We start from the raw sequence: 17472 nt of genomic DNA on the forward strand, positions 1-17472 counted from the left end.
ATCTTCAGAAGGGGAATCCCATGAGAAACGTTCGAACGCTTCCAGCGGCTCTTGCGCTCGCAGCCTCGCTGCTGGCCGGTGGCGCGCTCGCCGGCTGCACCTCGACAGATAGTGGCTTGCCTGAGGGCATGCCCAGCGGGTTTAAGGCCGCAACGGGCGAGGTATCCAACGCCGTCACGACGGGAGACAACGGCTGGTCGTTCTCCGTCACGGTGAGCGACGCAGAGGCCCAGGATGCCGCAATCAAGCGGCTCACCGACGACGGCTATGAGATCATCGGCGAGAACGAGGCAGGCGACACGAGGACGTATTCGCTCAGCAACGGGGAGATTAACGCCACCGTAGTGCTGAGCACCAACGGGGACGACCGGTTGGTGATCTATAACCTGGTGCGGGTGAAATAGGGTTGGTCGGCACCGGCTAACTCTGAAGCGGTGTGGTTGGCTTCGCAGCGTTACTGAGTTCTGGGGTGAGTTGTTCTACTTCGCTGCGCGTCATGCCTGCGGCGTCTTTTGTTCCTGTTGTGGTCATTCCTGTGATCCCATCTGATCGAGCGATGTCGGCCCTCGTCATGGTGTCTATCCGGATCTAGCCACAGCTGTAGATGGTGAGCGAATCCCTCAGAACGTTGGTCATTTGCATCATTCCGACCTCGACCGTCGTTCCATACGAAGATAGGCATATGGCCCGGTTAGTGCTTCACCGCAGTTGAACGTGAAGAAGTTGTCCGGAGATAAATTGCAAGAGCCAGAGTCGAGGCGACCGTGACGATGACGGCAGAAAGAGGCGCAATCAAGAGTCCTGGTTGTGAGACTGAGATCCCTGGGCGGGTCAACAAGATATAGACCAACACCGCTTCGATGACGCACACTACAAGCCAGCGCAAGATTAGAGCGATTCTGCGTTTGTTGTTGTGTAGGTTATCGCGTACGTAGAGCGCCGAGGAGATAGCTGCGGCGAGAGTAGCGCATATGAGCAGCAGCGGCCCGATGATGTACCAGGCAAGCAGAACGGCTAAGAAGGCGAACCAAACACTGCCCTCGGATTCGATTTGGATGGTAAAAGGAAGAAGAAATACCACAATGGCGACAATCCCTACGATGAGCGCAATCAGCCGAGCTGTTTTCATCATCTAATTTTATAGGTAAGATCTTTTGCGTTTTGATGGTTTTGTCAGAGAAGTTCTTCCGACGAACGTGCCGTCACGTTCGATTCTGAGACGACAGGCGCTGCCGCTGCGCGGCGATTGCATCGGCGAGATCTTGGGCACCTCGACACCGTATCCCGACCGTCAGGCCGTCGCTCAGTCGAATGACGACCGTCTTTTTGACTGAGGTTGGATGGATCCAGATATCCAATGCAGCATCCAAGCCAACTCCAAAGTCGAGGTGTGGCCCACCCTTGAGCCCGGTGAATGCGGCCAGTAACAATCGGTTGAGCCGGTTCGCCGCAAACCAAAGAACGTCGGGTTTGAGTGTTACGGTGCCGCCCACCCAGAGGAGGTTGTCAGCCGGGCCTGAAAGATCGGACGCTCCTTCGGGGGAGAGCGAGACGTACCCTGTCTTTCTCATCAATGGAGTAGGTGCTGGCTTCATTTGATGATCCTAACGGCCATCAGTGGCGGTCGTTCAATACGACGTGCGCGGTGATCTATCGAAAATTGCCAACCTAGCAGGGGCTGGCCGCCTAGCATCGACCGCCCATGCTGGGCGAGGTTAAACAGACACGCTTGGCCAGCGTCGTAGCTCGGCTCTCGCCACAACGTTCCAATGCCTCCCGCGGGTTTGGCACACCATTCCCGGTTGGGCCCACGCGTTAGCCTGGACCCAACCGGCAAAAATGGGCCGCAATGGGATGTGGGTTGAGTCGCGCCTAGCGGAACCGCAGTCGCAACCGGCCCAGATCATCCTGGCTCAGGCCGAGGCCCTCCGTTGCGTATGCCTCGAGCGTGCCAAACTGCTCCCGCAGCTGGGTGAAGGCAGCGTCGAGGTAGCTCTCGCGAACGCCAAGCACCGGCATGAGTACCTCGCGGTCAACGCCGCGAGCCTCTACCTGCTGCAGCAGCGGTTCGAGCGCTGGCAAGAGATCGGTGTTGGTCTGCAGGTAGTCAGCGTAGATGTCTTCCTTGTCAACGCCAAGGAGGCCGAGCAGGGATGCCGCCGCCCAGCCCGTGCGGTCTTTGCCCGTTGTGCAGTGGAAGAGGGCAGCGCCCTCGCGGCTCTCATCGAGCAGCCCAAGGTAGAAACAGCGGTAGCTGTTGAGGGCCGAGGGGAGGCGAACCAGATCACGGTAAGTCTCCTCAAACAGCCGCTCGGCTTGGCCCCCAGAGAGTGCCGAGGCCAAGGCCTGTGGGTCGTTCTTGAGATCCCCAAGGTTCGCCGCGACGCTGAGCGAACTATCCGCGAGCACGTCGAGCTCGACACTGTTGACGCCCTCCGGCAGGTGATCGGGCGAGGCAGCCACCTCATCCGCGGTGCGCAGGTCGTAGACGGTCTGCACCCCAAGATCGCTGAACTGCGCCATATCGGCGTCAGACAGGGAGGAGAGCGTCGCCGAGCGGTAAATGACTCCCTGCTTTACAGGGCCGTCTGTTGTTGGCAGTCCGCCGAGGTCGCGGAGATTTGGGGCGCTCGGGATTAGGATGTGTCGGTTGTGCTGGATGTTCACGCTGTCTCCTCGGTTCACAGTGCTTCAGGGCGCGGTGCCGTCCACGTTCCGTCGAGCACCGATGGGCGCGGGCGGTACAGCCGCAGCACATAGTTCCAGCCTGGTATGATCGGGAGGGCGTTCGCCACATGTTCGAGGTGAATGCCAAATCGGATGGTGACGCCACCATCCGCATCCAGGGTCGCCGTCAGGCTATTGATGCTGTTGACGCCGAGCGCGTTCTCTTCGAAGTAGCCGGCCGCGTTGTAGAGGGAGACGGACCAGAAGGCATCCACTGGAACATCTTTCAGCCGGAGGGCGTATTCCGCAACGGGCATGTTCTCGTCAACGCTGATGTAGGTTGCCTCATACTCGGGGAGGCCGCCCCAGCCGGACGCGGTGCCGAGCAGATGCATGATCGGGTCAACTTCGTCTTTGGTGCCGAACGAGTGATCGTATTTGCTCACGCCGCGGGCGAGCGTGAGCAGGGCCTCGCGTGTCTCGGTTTGTGACTGCTCGTCGTATTCGGCGAGTGGGAAGCTGCCTGTTCCGCCGCCCGTGATGGTGAGCGCATCCTGCAACCGATTGACTTCCGCGACGTCGTCTTGGCTGTTTGGGTCAACGAGGATGCGAACGATGAGCGCGGCATAATCGGTGTCGATCAGCTCGCGCGTGAGAACATGGTCGCCTGGCGTGCTGAGGATTACCGGACCGTAGTGATCCTGACTGATGACCCACACCGAGATATAGCGATCGCCGGTGTCTGGAAGGGTGACGGTGACATCCTCGCGCACATCGATGATTGCGCTGCTGTACAGGGTGTCGCGGTTTTGGCGAATGATTGGCTGATCGTCGAGTGGTTTCAGCTCGTGGGTGTGATTCCACGCGCCAACACCAACGCCGGCGGCGAGGCGGGCAAACATGAGGTCAGTTTCGGCCCTGTTGAAATTCTGAACGTTCACGGGGATGGCAGGCACTGCGGGTTCCTTTCGGCGGCGGGGGAAGCGGATGCGGGGTGGGATTCGTGGTATCGGTTGAGAACGGGTCGGGATGCGGTCGGGCTAGGAGTCAACTGGACGGGGTGCTTAACCGTAACGGTCAGAGCGAGCCGATGCCCTTGCCAAGCATCAGCACGCCAATCACGGTCAGGAGCACGGTTGTGATTGTCACGTTCTCGCGGGCGAGCCACTGGTGGAACGCCTCCAATGGGCCAATGAGTCGCTTGGACGCAACAAAGAACGCAATAACGGGGACAAGGACCGTTGAGATCGCGCAGCAGACAAACACGGCAACCGCGATGGCCCCATCACCGACGGAGAGGTCGGCGCCCGCGATGATGACGCCGGCGCTCGCGGCGATGAGGAGGTTCTTCGGGCGCGGGGCGGAGAGCAGGATGCCGAGGCCAAGCGCACGGCCAAAGGTGAACGAGTCGATTGCAGACATCCACTTGGGTAGCGCCGGCTCTTCCCCAAGTGTTGGCCTGCCGCGCCACTGTTTGACGGCGACCAGGAGTAGGAGGATGGCGAGCACAAACTGCGCAATCGCGCGCGGGATGTTTGGCCCATCCGAATCGCCTGATGAGGGGAGTGTCCCTGCCAGCAAGACAAACGCGACGACTGGAGTTGTGATTCCGAGGGTCCAGCCGATGAGAAAGCCGGGGCCGGTGCGCCGCGCGTTTGGCGAGAGGAGCATCAGGATGACGGCCACGATGGTGAGCGGGCTGATGGAGATTGCGAGCGTGAGGGGGAGGATCTCGCCGATGACGGGACCCAGCACGGTTAGATCCCTCCTTGGCGTCGGAGGTGGGGTGTTCTGTCTGGTTGTGTTTTTTCCATCGTTGCAATGATCGCGATAGAAGGTGTGCTTCGACGAGTCCCTCATCCTTCGGGGATGAGGCGTTATTTCGTGAGTCGACCACCCTGTTGGCGGGATATTCTGCCCGCTAGTATGTTTTCATGATCGAAGCCGTGCGTCAGGAGCTTGCCGCAGGGTCCAGCGAACGGGCGACAATGCTGCTCAGGCGAAACTGGCTTCGGCTCATCCTCGAATCCCGCACGAGCGAGCTCGAACAGCTGTGCGTCGAGTTCCCGAACCCACACGACCCGCACATTCTGCTCATCCGCGCCTGCTGCAGAGACCTCGCCGGCGACCCGCACGGCGCCGTCTTCCTCAGGGGTCAGGGGATGCGCGTTGCCGACGACGATTTTGTTGTGTGTTTCACAAGTCTCCTGCTCGCGCCCGACACCCCAACAAAGGCGTCGATTGCCGACCGCGCACGCGAGGCCCTCGCCCGGTGCGGGTCGGAAGAGGACTATCCCTCTGCCCTGTTCTTGCTCGGGTGGACAGAGATTCGTCTGCGGCGAAACCTGCCAGACGCGATCGCCCTGCTGCGCTCGGCCAGCGACGAGGCCCGCCTGCACTCACGCGACGAAACGTTCCGGCTCGCCCAATCAAACCTCGCCTTTGCACTCACTCACGCGGGTGTGTTCAGCGAGGCCGAGCGCATTCTCGACGGGCTTCCCGCCTCTCCGCCCTCCAACGACTGGGATCGCTACGAGGGAGGGCTGCTTGGGTCCACCCGCGGAACCATCGCGTTCTGGCGGGGCGATTTTGAGCACGCCGTTGCCCAGCTGGATGCCGTGGTGGTTGAGGGCAGCCCAGGCACCAACTTCGAAGCGCAAGCGCGGCTGTACCTCACGATGAGCCTGATCGCGCTGCAGCGCAAGGATCGCTATCGCGAGGCATCCCAGCTCGTCAGGGGTGTGAGCACGTCGGATAAGCACGGCATCCCGTGGGCAACGCTGCGAAGCGTTGTGGCCGCCTGGCTCGCGCATGCGGAGGGTCGGGATGTCTTTGCCCGCACCATTGCCGCGCCAGCCCTCACCCGAGCTGGCGCCCCAGTTGCGCATGCGCTCTTGGCCGAGCTCTATCAGCGCCTTGGCGAGCCAGTGCTGTCGCGGCAGGCGCATCGGCTGGCGACCGCGACCGCCCCGCCGTCGTATGTGCTCGTCAGCACCTTGGTGACCTCGGCCGCGCTGAGCTCGGCGGCTGGTCGCGGGCAGCAGGCGCACGAGTACCTCGACCGGGCCCTTGGCCTGGCAACCGCGGAACAGGTACTGGCGCCCTTTCTTTCGCTCGATACGCCGATTGGCGACCTGCTCGCGGCGCACGCCCAACGCGGTTCGGCGCACGACGAGTTCTTGCGCGTGATCTTCGTTCGGCGGGATGCCCTGTCCCTGGCCGTTTCTGGCGTGCTGACGGTACGTGAACGCGAGATTCTCGCCTGCCTCCGCACCACGATGACTGCCGTTGAGATTGGCGACCAGCTCCAGATTGCCTACCCGACGGTCAAAACGCATATCCGGTCGATCTATCGCAAACTCGGGGTCAATACGCGCAGGGCGGCGCTGCAGGTGGTGGATGCGCGGTAGAGCGCGTCTGTCCTCTCGCGGGGCGCATTTGCGCTCGTGGGGTGCGAAAAACTGCACCCCACGAGGCAGAACGCGCCCCACGAGACGACCGCGCTGACCTCCCGTTGCACGTGAAACCTCCCACTGTGGACTATGCTCAATTCGCAGTCCTCAAGATGGAGTAGTAATGGGCATCATTGAAGCCGTGGCCGTAATCGTGGGCCTCGGGTCGCTTCTCTATCTTGCGTACGCCCTCATGCATCCGGACCGGTTCTGATGGCCTGGTTTCTTGCCATCACGGCGTTCCTCTCTATTGCGATCGTTATCGCGCTGCTGTACCGGCCGCTTGGCGATTACATGGCGTGGGTATTTACCTCGCAGAAGCACTGGCGCATCGAGCGGATGATCTACCGGCTGGCCGGGGTGCATCCAGAGCGACAGCAGTCGTGGCGCGTGTATCTCGTGTCGATTCTTGCGTTCTCCGTAGCGGGATTTGTGCTGCTCTTCCTGATGCTGCGCTTCCAGAACCTGTTGCCGTATTCGCTTGGCATGCCGCCCATGAGCCTCGACCTCGCCTTCAACACGGTTGCGTCGTTTGTGGCCAACACCAACTGGCAGTCGTATTCGCCTGAGCAGACGGTTGGCTACGTCGCCCAGATGGCCGGTCTCGCCGTCCAAAACTTCGTGTCGGCCGCCGTGAGCATGGCCGTCGCTGTTGCACTCATCCGCGGGATTGCGTCGCGGGGCGGGCGAAGCGGGCTCGGCAACTTCTGGGTGGATCTGGTGCGAGCCAACCTGCGCATCCTGCTGCCGATCTCGCTGGTGGCCGCCGTGTTCCTGCTCGCGGGCGGGGTCATCCAGAACTTCGCAGGCTTCACCGACATCCAAACTGTCACAGGGGCGACGCAGACGATTCCCGGCGGGCCGGTGGCCTCCCAAGAAGCGATCAAGATGCTCGGCACCAACGGCGGTGGGTTCTATAACGCGAACTCGGCGCATCCGTTCGAGAATCCAACGCCCTGGACCAACATGCTCCAGACCCTCCTCTTGCTGCTGATTCCGTTCACGATGCCGCGGATGCTTGGCACGATGGTGGGGGATCAGCGGGCCGGATACGCGCTGCTGCTCACCATGGCCGTCCTCTTTGTCCTGATCTACGTGCCGCTCACGGCGTTTGAGTTCGCCGGTTCTGGCACCGCGCCCGAACTCGCCGGCGGGGCGATGGAGGGCAAGGAACAACGGTTTGGCATCGTTGGGTCCACCCTGTTTGCGACGGCCACCACGGGAACCACCGGCGGCGCCGTCAACTCGATGCACGGTTCGTACACGGCGTTCGGCGGCCTCATGCTCATGTTCGACATGATGCTCGGCGAGGTTGCCCCCGGCGGCGCGGGTTCGGGTATCTACACGCTGCTCGTGCTCATGGTCATCGCGGTGTTCCTCACGGCGCTGCTGCTTGGGCGCTCGCCCGTGTACCTCGGCAAGCGGCTCGGCGTGCGCGAGATGAAGATCGTGAGCATCGCCATCCTTGTCATGCCGACCCTCGCGATTGGCGGCATGGCCGTTGGCTTCGCGATCCCCTCGGTCAAGGACGAGATCATTTCGAGCATGGGCAACGACGGCTCGCACGGGCTCTCAGAGGTGTTCTATGCCTTCGTGTCGGCGGCAATCAACAACGGTTCCGCGTTTGCGGGCCTGAGCGCAAACACGCCGCTGCTCAACATCGTGCTTGGCGTGGTCATCCTGCTCGGGCGCTTCATCCCCATCGTGCTCGTGATGGCGCTCGCCGGGTCGCTTTCCGTGCAGCGCAAGGCCGAGAGCACCCTTGAGCTGCCGCTACACCGTCCGCAGTTTGTGGCGCTGCTCGTGTTCTTGATCGTGTTTATCGCCGTCCCCATGTTCATCCCGATCCTGCTCGTCGGGCCGTTGGCGGAAGGATTCATGCGATGACGACCCCAACGCTTCGCCGCCGCGACACCGTGCTCTCGCCCAGCGCCATCCGCACGGTGCTGATCGATGCGCTGCGTAAATTTGACCCACGCTACCTGTGGCATAACCCCGTACTCCTCCTCACTGAGGTTGGCGCGGCGCTGACCACCGCCATCGCAATTGTTGAGCCCTTTGTTGGCGGGGCGATGCCGTCTGGCGGGTCGATGATGCCGCCCAGCTTCACCTGGCTGCTGGCCGTTGGATTCTGGATGTGCCTGTTCACCGCCACCCTCGCCGAATCGATTGCCGAGGGTCGAGGGCGCCTGCAGACCCAGTCGCTGCGCCAGGCCGGCACGAGCGTCGTGACGCGGCGGGTGCTGAATTACGACCAGTCCAAGGATCGCGCGGCTCGCGACGCGGCTGTCGAGATGGTCGATTCGCACGAGCTGATGCCAGGGGATGTAGTGATTGTCGAGGCCGGCGAGACCATTCCCGCCGATGGCGAGGTGCTGTGGGGCGCGGCCGAGGTCGACGAGTCGGAGTTCACCGGGCATGCCGGCGCTGTCATCCGCGAGGCCGGAGGCGACCGCACGGCAGTGACCGGCGGCACGCACGACCTCTCCGACCGGCTCGTGGTGCGGATCAGCGCATCCTTTGAAGCGAGCGCCTTTGAGCGCACCATCCGCCTCGCGAGCAAGTCGCGCCGCCAGAAAGCGCCGATCGAGGTGGCGTTCAGTGCCCTACTCGCGTCGTTCTCGCTGTCGTTTGTGATTGTGGCGCTCACGCTGAACTCGGTGGTTTCGCCTGTCGCTCCGCCCGTATCCATTCCCGTACTCGTTGCGCTTGTGGTGTGCCTCATCCCCACCGAGATTGCGGCGCTCATGTCGGTGACGGGCATCGCCGGGATGTCCCAGCTGCTGCGCCGCGGTGTGCTCGTGATTTCGGCAAAATCGCTTGATACCGCCGGCGACATCACGACCGTCCTGCTCGACAAAACCGGGACCGTCACCAAAGGTAACCGCAGCGCGATCGAGTTCGTGCCGCTTGCCGGGGTGGATGCGCGCGACCTCATGCGGCTCGCGGCGCTGGCATCCGTTGCCGACCCCACCCCCGAGGGGGCATCCATTGTGCGGCTCGCCGCGGAGTCAGGAATCGAGCCGAGCGAAGCGGATACCTCGGGCGGTCGGCCCGTGCAGTTCAGCGCCGTCTCGCGGATTTCGGGCATCGACCTCCCCGACGGAACCAAGATCCGCAAGGGCGCGGGCATGGCGGCCGCCACCTGGCTCAAGCAGCAGGGCACGCAGCCGCAGCGCCACGTGATCGACGAGCTCAAGGCCGTCACCCGCGAGATTGCGAGCACTGGCGGCACCCCGCTCGTGGTTGTGATGAAGCCCGCCGAGGGCCCGGGGCGCGCTGTGGGGGTCATCCACTTGCAGGATGTTGTGAAAGAGACGGTCCCGAAGCGCATCAGCAAGCTGCGCGCGCTTGGCATCCGCACCGTGATGGTGACGGGTGACCACGAACTCACCGCCAAGGCGATCAGCGAAGAGGCTGGCATCGACGAGTACGTTGGCAACTCGACGCCGGAGGATAAACTCGCGCTGATCGTGCACGAGCAGGAGCAGGGTCACCTCGTGGCGATGAGCGGCGACGGTGTGAACGACGCCCCCGCGCTCGCCCAGGCCGACATCGGCATTGCGATGAACACGGCGACGTCGGCGGCCAAGGAATCGGCCAACATGATCATCCTCGACGACGACCCGGCCCATCTCGTTGACATCATCGAGGTCGGCCGGCGGCAGATGTCTACGCGCGGCGCCCTCATGACCTTCAACCTGGCCAACGACGTGGTGCGCTACTTCACGCTCTTCCCCGCGCTGTTTGTTGGGGTGTTCCCTGGCCTGGCTGCGCTCAACGTGTTGCAGCTGCACTCGCCCGCGTCGGCCATCCTTTCGACCGTGATTTTCAGTAGCCTGGTTATGGTCATCCTCATCCCGCTCGCGCTGATCGGCGTGCCCTACCGCAGCACCGAGCCGCGGTCGGCGCTCACGCGAAACCTGATTGTCAACGGACTCAGCGGCCTGCTCGTCCCGATCATCGGCATCAAACTCATCGACCTTGTCGTGAGTTTGCTGCCGGGATACTGAGGAGGCTGACATGCCAAACCGTGTTGCTCGCAAGGTCGCCCCGCTCTGGACAGCCCTTCGCCTCATGCTCATCTTGACCGTGGTGTTGGGGGTTGGGTATCCGCTCGTCGTCTTCGGCATCGGTGTGGTCGCGTTCCCCGGGCAAGCGGAGGGCTCGTATGTGCGGGATGCCGACGACCAGGTTGCCGGCTCATCCCTCATCGGCCAACGCTTCGACGCGGCCGACGGTTCGCCCCTGCCCGAATACTTTCAGCCGCGCCCGTCGCTGGCCGGCGACGGCTACGACCCGCTCGCATCGGGCGGCTCAAACCTCGGGCCCGAGAGCCCAGAACTCATCGCCCAGATTCAGGAGCGCAGGGCGCAAGTTGCTGCGTTTAATGGGGTCCCGGAGGCTGACGTGCCGGTGGATGCCGTGACCGCCTCCGGCTCCGGCCTCGACCCCGACATCAGTGTTGAGTACGCGCGGCTGCAGGTGCCGCGGGTGGCATCCGCTCGGGGGCTGCCGGTTGCGGATGTTGCGGCGCTCGTTGAGGAGTCGATTACGGGGCGGGATGCCGGGTTTATTGGTGAGCCGCGGGTGAATGTTGTTGGGTTGAACTTGGCGTTGGATGGGTTGGGTTAGGTGGTGTTCTGAGCCGTGGCTTTGACCATCACAATAGTGATTACACGACTCTCATGCTGTGACCGAGGGCTTTATTTCACTCTGCGAGCGGATCGATCCGAGTAATCCCGGGGATACCATCGAAATCCTTGTCAGGGGAGAGGATTTTGGTGATGCTATAGACCAGTGCCGTGGCCGCATGGATCGCATCGCGGCCGCGCACGTTGGGCAGCTGTTCGATGAGCCGAAGCGAGGTATCCAGTACTTCGTTGTCGAATTTCAGCACGGTGAATGATCGCATCAGCCCGCGACCTTCGGCGACTGACTGCGCGCGATTTTGCGTTTTTCGCATGCGGTGGAACACAACTTCTTGAATCACCTCTGCGCTCACATAGCCGCGGCTTTTGCCTGAGGCGAGATCAAGGAGGTGCTCTTGGCACGCGGCGCTTCTTGGGTCATCGGGACTGAGCGCGTACAGGACTGTGGCGGCGTCGATAAGTACTGCTTGTTCCATTGCCGACACTGTCACTCCGTGCCTTCTGCGTTACTTCGTGCGAGCCGGTAAAGCGGATCCAGCTCACGTTCGTAGGCCGCCTTGGCTTCATCCCAGTCAACTGGTGCGTAGCTGTTTCGCTTTGCGTCTTCAGCTGCGTTGGCGAACATGTCCCGCAGCCCGTGACGGGCATCTTGACTCTGTTGATCGAGCAACTGGTCGGTCGCCATGCGGATGAGGGCGCCCGCGCTCATTCCTCGTACCCGCGCTTCGGCTTCAAGGGCGGCGTAGCGTTCGGGATCAAAGAGTACCTGCACTCGCTTCTCTAACGTTGCCATGATCCAAGGTTATGCAGGAATATGAACATGCACAATAGGTGTGTATGTCTTTGTGAATGTTGCAGGACATCCTTGAGTCGCGTGCCGTGGGTGAGCATTACTGCAGTCTCGTGGCGCTGGGGAACGGGCGCTTTTTATGACGAGCATGTTGGTCGTTAAGCGCCTCAACGACTATTAAGTTAGTCATAAGGATGATCTGGGAGGACGTTCAGAGCGCTCGGCCAGATCCTTACAGCATTGTTCTTCCGAGCGGATGACCCAATAGGCTGCATGACATGATCCGCACTTCGGCAATTGTCGCCTCACTCATGCTTGCGCTCGGATTGACCGGTTGCTCTCTGCTGAGTGGACCAGAGTCCGCGAACGAATCGTCGGCGACGGACCCTGCCGCACCGGAGGCTTCGGCGGTGCCTATGGACGAGATTGAGCCCGCGGCGGCGGCCGTGAAGATCCCAGCGACGTGCGATGAACTGATTTCACCGGAGACGGTAGAGACAGCCGACCCACGGATTCAGTCGTACCATCCCGGTTCGCAAGAACTTGCCGAAACCATGCTTGGCCCGAAAACGGTCGCGGCTTTGGTCGGTGGCAGCCAGACAATGTACTGCGGTTGGGGGATTGAAGGCACGGATGCCTTAGCAGCCGTAGCTATCTCCGTCCTTGATGACACGGTGAGAGACGATCTCGTCGCTGCGCTTTCGGACTCCATCTATTCGGATGTGACGGCTGAGTACGCGACAAAGGGGGTCACCGCTGACGCTGTGTTTGGGCATGGTTACAGTAGCGAACGTCACAATATGGGCGTGATTATTGTTGACGGTCCGGTGCTCATTGCGACAGCGCACACGGTCGAGGGCGATTTTGCGGTGTATGCGCTGGATTCGGTGAGACAGCTCAACGCCGCTGGGTAGATACGAAGGCGCTTCTATTTCTTGCCGGAGGAGTTATCAGTTCTACTCAGACTGGTGACCCTGTCACCTATCGATGGTCGTTGGCTCATGATTAGGTCATGGCCTCTCAGCAGGGCGGCGCGCCCAAGGGAGAGGTATCCTTTCTGCACCTAAATTTGTGGTCATGATGTGGCCGCCCATTACTCGTGATGACCTCAAAATCGCAGCCAAAAGAACTGGCTTCGATCAGATGCTCCCCGTACTTATCCGTCGCCTCATTGCTGAAACCGCAGATGGTCTTCGTGAACTCGATATGCCTGGCGAGTCTGGGGTTGCTAGCGGTGGATTCGATGGCATTGTCACGACGGAGAGAGAGACTACCTTCGTCCCTGCTGGATCTTCGGTTTGGGAGCTTTCGGTCGGCGGCAACGATGCAAAAGCCAACGAAGACTATGCGAAGCGAACAGTAGGGCCGCCTGGACGAGAACCAAGTGAATGCACCTATGTTGAGCTGATTCTTGCTCCGTGGACCAAGTCGCGAGTGTGGGCCAGCGCTAAGTCGAAGGATCTTCGATGGTCAGAAGTTCGGGCATACAATGTGGACTCAGTCCACACCTGGCTTGAGATGGCTCCTGCGACTACTGTTTGGCTCGCAGAACAGCTCGGCAAATTACTAGCTGGAGTGCGGTCGGTTCAAGACTGGTGGGAAGAGACCTGGCTGCCGTCCACCGAGGTTCCTCTCGGTGCAAATATCGTGCTTTCTGGCCGCACTGACTCATCTCGAAAATTGGTCGATCAGCTATCAACGGGACCGATGCTCATTTCTTTGGGCGGAAACCTGCGGTTGGATGAGGCAATGGCTTTCGTCGCGGCTGTGTTGTCCGACTCAAATAACTCTCAAATTAATCAGTTGTATGCGCGTGCACTTCTCGTAGAAGACCGGAACAGTTTGCTTCAGCTCGTTGCGCAACAATCACCCCTACTGATCGTGCTCTCCGATCCGCGCATGGCGCGTGACTTGCCGGCAACGCATCCGCACAGAATAATCACGTTGGCGCACCCTGGAGACGAAACTGCGATTCTCGTGGAACGGCTGGACTCTGACCTTGTAGCTGCTGCATTAGGGGATGATGAACAAGCGAGGGAGCTTGGCTATCTGGCGCGTCGGAGCCTTCTCTCACTGCGACGACGCCTAGCGGTAAACCCCAGCATTCTCACCCCCATTTGGGCCGATAATCCGGACCAAGTAACAAGAAGGCTTTCACTAGCGGGATCCTGGCACGCTGATCATGAGGGTGACCGAACTGTTGTTGAGAATTTGGTCGGAGAGAGTTATTCCAAAGTTCGTTCCCGAGCAGAGATTCTGAGAACGGGACCAGACCTTCCACTCGTTGATCATGTTCAAGATGAGTGGTATGTCGTGGCAAGGGATGACACATGGTCCCTTATCTCACCTTCACTTGATGCCGATGACGTAAGGTCCTTCCAACGGGTGGCTCTCGAAGTATTAACTGTTCCGAATCCCGTTCTGAATTTGAGCCCAGATGAACGGTGGAAGGCTGGATTGAAGGGTATCCACCCTACGCACACGGCTTCTATCCGCAGAGGGCTAGCTGAGACTATTGCCCTCATGGGTGCTAACAGTCAAGTAGTTCGTGGCGTCACGGTGAAGGAATCAGACTATGCCCGACAAATGATGCGCCAGATCGCCGACATCGCAAATAAAGATGAGAGTTATCGAACTTGGATTTCACTGTCAGATGTCCTTTCCCTGCTGGCCGAAGCTGCTCCTATCGAGTTTCTGGCAGCCATGCGCGATGGCTTGGAAGGCGATGCTCCTTTACACCGGCTCATGTTTGCAGGTGCCGATACCAGGACCTCGTTGTTTAGTGAGACCTCCCCGCATGTCTATTTCTTGTGGGCGCTGGAACGTATCGCGTGGTCCTCGGACCATATTGATGAAGTCGTGCGTGTACTCATACGGTTACAAGACCTCGACCCAGGTGGTGAAACTAATAATCGACCAACCGCAAGTCTGCTAGGAATCCTCAGCGTGTGGTGTCCGCAAACGTCGGCCTCGACTGCTGACCGAAAGCGTTGTCTTCGATTGATCAGTTCAGCTTCCGAACGAGGATTCGAGACCTTACTTGCACTCATTCCGGAGAGTCGTCCGATGCAAATGAGTCACCCGGGTCCAGAGTTCCGTGATTGGCGGAAAGTAGAACACCCAACTAGAGGTCAGATTGACGAAGTAACGAATCAGATTGCAGAAATGCTTCTCAAAGAGTTTGAGCTAACTGCTCCTCGGGCTCTCCAACTCATACCCCGGTTGGATGATTTCGGTTCCGAATTCCGAGATAGTTTCGTGAATAGCGCGAGCGTAGCTGCAGCTCACTGGACTTCGAATGATCGTGCTGATGTATACGACGCGCTGCGGGAATTCGTTGCACGTCATTCTGAGTATGCCGATACAGAATGGGCGCTCTCGCCGGAGGCGTTAGAACCTATTTCGATACTCCGGGACCGCGTTGAGCCCATGGAGCCGGATCTGAAATACCGTTGGCTGTTTACAGAGGATTGGTTGACGCTTGGCGACCTCAGCCGGCGAGACAGCCATGAGGTATATGAATCCATGATTACGAGGCATAGGCGGCAAGCTGTAGCTGAAGTCCTTGAATGGGGAGGCTTGGTGGGAGTGCTCAAATTAGCGGAGGGAGTGGAATCGCGGATTGTGGGACAAGCCCTGGGGTCATTGCAAAGCGACGTCGGTGTCCAACTGCTGGATTCATTAGCTGGAGGCGTCACCGCGGTGTCAGTTGCTGCAGGATACTTTTCGGTCTATTTGACACGGGAGGACGTATCTATCGACCAGCTGTTGGAAAGCTTTTCAGCTCCTGAGCAACAAGCCTTTATCCTTCGCCACTTTCAAGACCAGGAGGCTGCAATTGCGAAGCTCGCGTCAGTAAGTGAAGCGGTGGCCGAACTCTTCTGGAAACATTTCAGTATTTACGGGTTGGGAAAGGACTTTGCAATGGCGGTGATGGCCGGGCGATGCCTCATCGACGTGGGTCGTCCTGTAGCCGCAATCAAGCTCAACTTATTGTATGAACGGGAATCGGCGTCCGATCAGAATATTGCTGATCTATTCGCATCTGCTCTTGAGCACATTCTGGAAATGCGGGAACCTGATCCTGAATTCATCACCCTCCGTGGACGAAGAATCGAGCGAGTCTTTTCTGTCCTGTCGGAATTTCGGGAGAATCTCGGTAGTCAGCGGGTTATTTCGTTGGAGTGGCAACTTTTGCCTTTGTCTGGCTTCAACAGTTCCGCACCTTCGCTTCACGCTGAAATCAAAGCAAATCCTGACTTCTTTGTTGGCCTAATCGTGACAGGTTTCCGTTCTAAAACCGACGACTTTGATGTAGATCAACCTGCAGAAGACGAGGGATTCTCAGACGGAGGCGAAGGTCTCCGCAAAGTGAACTCAGTTAGAGCTTGGGAGGTGTTGCGAAGCTGCCGCCAGGTCCCTGGCGTTGAGGGTAAAGAGATGAATATCGACGTAACGAAGGATTGGATAGAACGCGCAAGACGCTCCCTTGTCAGCGCCGATCGCATTGAGCTTGGTGATATCCATATTGGCTCTTTGCTTAGTCACTCGCCCCGCAATGAGGATGGTTCGCCGATCCCTACTGAACTACGATCACTACTCGAGGAATTGTCCAGTGCGGAAATCACGCGGGGAATCGTCATAGGACTCTTCAACTCGCGGGGTGTAGTAAATAGGAGCTTGAGTGAGGGCGGGAGTCAAGAGCTGGCGATTGCAGCCAGTTATCGCGACTACGCAGAAGGTGCTCGTGATTACCCCCGCACTCGAGGCGTATTCGAGAGCGTTGCCGAGAATTATGAATCTTTTGCGCGGAGAGAAGATCTGGCAGCTGAACGGTGGAAGCAGGGTCTGAGTTGAAGGAGCAAGGTTCCGCCAGTACATATGGGGACAAGCCCTATGGAGGAGGCTGGCGTTTCATGAGAAAAGTAATGGTCTGAATATACACAAGCACCCCCGAGCCATACGACTCGAGGGCGCCCGCTTACCTCTGACCACCCCACGGGGCCAGAGAGCTCTAACCGCTCCGCTTAGTAGTGCGTCCCGCCGTCAATCCGAACCTCGGTGCCGGTAACAAACGACGCATCGTCGCTCGCCAGCATTGCGACGACGCTAGCAACAGCCTCCGGCCCCGCGAATCCCTGACCAAGGGCCGGGCTGAGCTTGGCGAAGAGTGCGAAGTTGGCATCCTCGGGGAGTCCGGGGCCCGCGTTTTGCTTGCTCTGGCCGCTGCCGTCGGTCATCCCGGAGCTGATGGACCCTGGCTGGACCGAGTTGAAGCGGATGCCGTCGGTCGAGTATTCGGCGGCGAGGGCGTGGGTCATTGACTGCACGCCGCCCTTGCTTGCGGCGTAGGCCGCCATGTAGGGGTGGGCGAACTGCGCCGAGGTTGAACTGAAGTTGACGACCGCTGGGCCGTTGCCCGTGCGAAGCGCCGGGATGGTTTCGCGAATCATCAGGAACGTGCCTACGAGGTTCACGCGCAGCACCTGTTCAAAGGCGTCAAGCGTGGTGTCGTGGGTGTGGGATGAGCGGAGGATGCCCGCGGCGTTCACCAACGCATCCAGCCCGCCGAGGAAGGCGAGGGCATCCGCAACCCCGGCCTTGACCGAAGCCTCGTCCGAAATGTTGAGGATAACGGTGTGCAGGCGGTCGGCAGCGGCGCCGGCTTTTGCGACGGTGTCGGCGAGTCCGTCAGCGCTCATGTCGGCGGCGACAATGCGGCCTCCTTCGGCGAGCATGCGGAGGGTGGTTGCCTGGCCGATGCCAGAGCCGGCTCCCGTGACTAGCACGCGGCGTCCTTCGTAACGGTTCATGATTGACCTTTCCTAGAAGCTTGTATGACCTCCACCATACGCTTAATGTCAATTTTTGTCATGACGGCACTTTTTGTCTCGAACCCAAAGCGCCGTAC

General features: G+C 60.0%; 16 protein-coding genes. 8 read left to right on the forward strand and 8 right to left on the reverse strand.

From position 1 onward, the window contains the following. Positions 1-20 precede the first annotated feature (20 nt). A complete protein-coding gene (locus FHX76_RS12685) occupies positions 21-404 on the forward strand; it encodes a hypothetical protein (RefSeq protein ID WP_167151162.1) in 384 nt (127 codons plus the stop codon). Positions 405-691: 287 nt separating this feature from the next. Here the strand turns inward: FHX76_RS12685 and FHX76_RS12690 are convergent, their stop codons facing one another. The 5 genes from FHX76_RS12690 to FHX76_RS12710 form a co-directional block, all read right to left on the reverse strand. After that, positions 692-1132, reverse strand: coding sequence for a hypothetical protein (locus tag FHX76_RS12690; protein ID WP_167151164.1), 441 nt, complete (start codon positions 1130-1132; stop codon positions 692-694). 70 nt (positions 1133-1202) lie between these two features. Next, positions 1203-1571, reverse strand: coding sequence for a hypothetical protein (locus FHX76_RS12695; protein WP_167151165.1), 369 nt, complete (start codon positions 1569-1571; stop codon positions 1203-1205). A gap of 301 nt (positions 1572-1872) precedes the next feature. After that, entirely contained in the window at positions 1873-2667 is a 795-nt protein-coding gene (locus FHX76_RS12700) for a tyrosine-protein phosphatase (RefSeq protein WP_208402671.1), read from the reverse strand. A 14-nt stretch (positions 2668-2681) separates the two neighbouring features. Beyond that, a complete protein-coding gene (locus FHX76_RS12705) occupies positions 2682-3623 on the reverse strand; it encodes a DUF1214 domain-containing protein (protein ID WP_167151167.1) in 942 nt (313 codons plus the stop codon). Positions 3624-3744: 121 nt separating this feature from the next. Next, positions 3745-4422, reverse strand: coding sequence for a GAP family protein (locus tag FHX76_RS12710; RefSeq protein ID WP_341777947.1), 678 nt, complete (start codon positions 4420-4422; stop codon positions 3745-3747). A gap of 179 nt (positions 4423-4601) precedes the next feature. Here FHX76_RS12710 and FHX76_RS12715 point away from each other — a divergent pair, with 179 nt between their 5' ends. From FHX76_RS12715 to kdpC, 5 genes are all read left to right on the forward strand, one after another. Continuing rightward, positions 4602-6077, forward strand: coding sequence for a helix-turn-helix transcriptional regulator (locus FHX76_RS12715; RefSeq protein WP_167151169.1), 1476 nt, complete (start codon positions 4602-4604; stop codon positions 6075-6077). A 166-nt stretch (positions 6078-6243) separates the two neighbouring features. Continuing rightward, complete coding sequence (locus tag FHX76_RS12720) at positions 6244-6333, forward strand: potassium-transporting ATPase subunit F (protein ID WP_167151171.1); 90 nt, start codon at positions 6244-6246, stop codon at positions 6331-6333. Next, entirely contained in the window at positions 6333-8006 is a 1674-nt protein-coding gene (kdpA, locus tag FHX76_RS12725; protein WP_167151173.1) for a potassium-transporting ATPase subunit KdpA, read from the forward strand. The genes FHX76_RS12720 and kdpA overlap by 1 nt, the downstream gene beginning before the upstream one ends. After that, positions 8003-10132 (forward strand): potassium-transporting ATPase subunit KdpB, encoded by a 2130-nt coding sequence (kdpB, locus tag FHX76_RS12730; RefSeq protein WP_167151175.1) that lies wholly within the window; start codon positions 8003-8005, stop codon positions 10130-10132. The genes kdpA and kdpB overlap by 4 nt, the downstream gene beginning before the upstream one ends. 10 nt (positions 10133-10142) lie before the next feature. Next, the gene (gene kdpC / locus FHX76_RS12735; RefSeq protein WP_167151177.1) at positions 10143-10754 is read left to right on the forward strand and encodes a potassium-transporting ATPase subunit KdpC; all 612 of its coding nucleotides are present in this window, start codon (positions 10143-10145) and stop codon (positions 10752-10754) included. 76 nt (positions 10755-10830) lie between these two features. Here kdpC and FHX76_RS12740 read toward each other — a convergent pair whose 3' ends face one another. Then, the gene (locus FHX76_RS12740; RefSeq protein WP_167151178.1) at positions 10831-11247 is read right to left on the reverse strand and encodes a type II toxin-antitoxin system VapC family toxin; all 417 of its coding nucleotides are present in this window, start codon (positions 11245-11247) and stop codon (positions 10831-10833) included. A gap of 11 nt (positions 11248-11258) precedes the next feature. Beyond that, complete coding sequence (locus FHX76_RS12745; RefSeq protein WP_167151179.1) at positions 11259-11564, reverse strand: hypothetical protein; 306 nt, start codon at positions 11562-11564, stop codon at positions 11259-11261. Between the two features lie 275 nt (positions 11565-11839). Between FHX76_RS12745 and FHX76_RS12750 the strand changes: the two genes are divergently transcribed. Together FHX76_RS12750 and FHX76_RS12755 are read left to right on the forward strand one after the other, a co-directional pair. Next, a complete protein-coding gene (locus FHX76_RS12750; RefSeq protein ID WP_167151181.1) occupies positions 11840-12475 on the forward strand; it encodes a hypothetical protein in 636 nt (211 codons plus the stop codon). Positions 12476-12638: 163 nt separating this feature from the next. After that, positions 12639-16418, forward strand: a complete 3780-nt coding sequence (locus tag FHX76_RS12755; RefSeq protein WP_167151183.1) for a hypothetical protein — start codon at positions 12639-12641, stop codon at positions 16416-16418. Between the two features lie 170 nt (positions 16419-16588). On the opposite strand, the gene FHX76_RS12760 is transcribed toward FHX76_RS12755, so the two are convergent. Continuing rightward, positions 16589-17374, reverse strand: a complete 786-nt coding sequence (locus FHX76_RS12760; protein WP_167151185.1) for an SDR family NAD(P)-dependent oxidoreductase — start codon at positions 17372-17374, stop codon at positions 16589-16591. Between the last annotated feature and the right edge of the window lie 98 nt (positions 17375-17472).

Source organism: Lysinibacter cavernae (genome assembly GCF_011758565.1).
Taxonomy (GTDB): domain Bacteria; phylum Actinomycetota; class Actinomycetes; order Actinomycetales; family Microbacteriaceae; genus Lysinibacter; species Lysinibacter cavernae.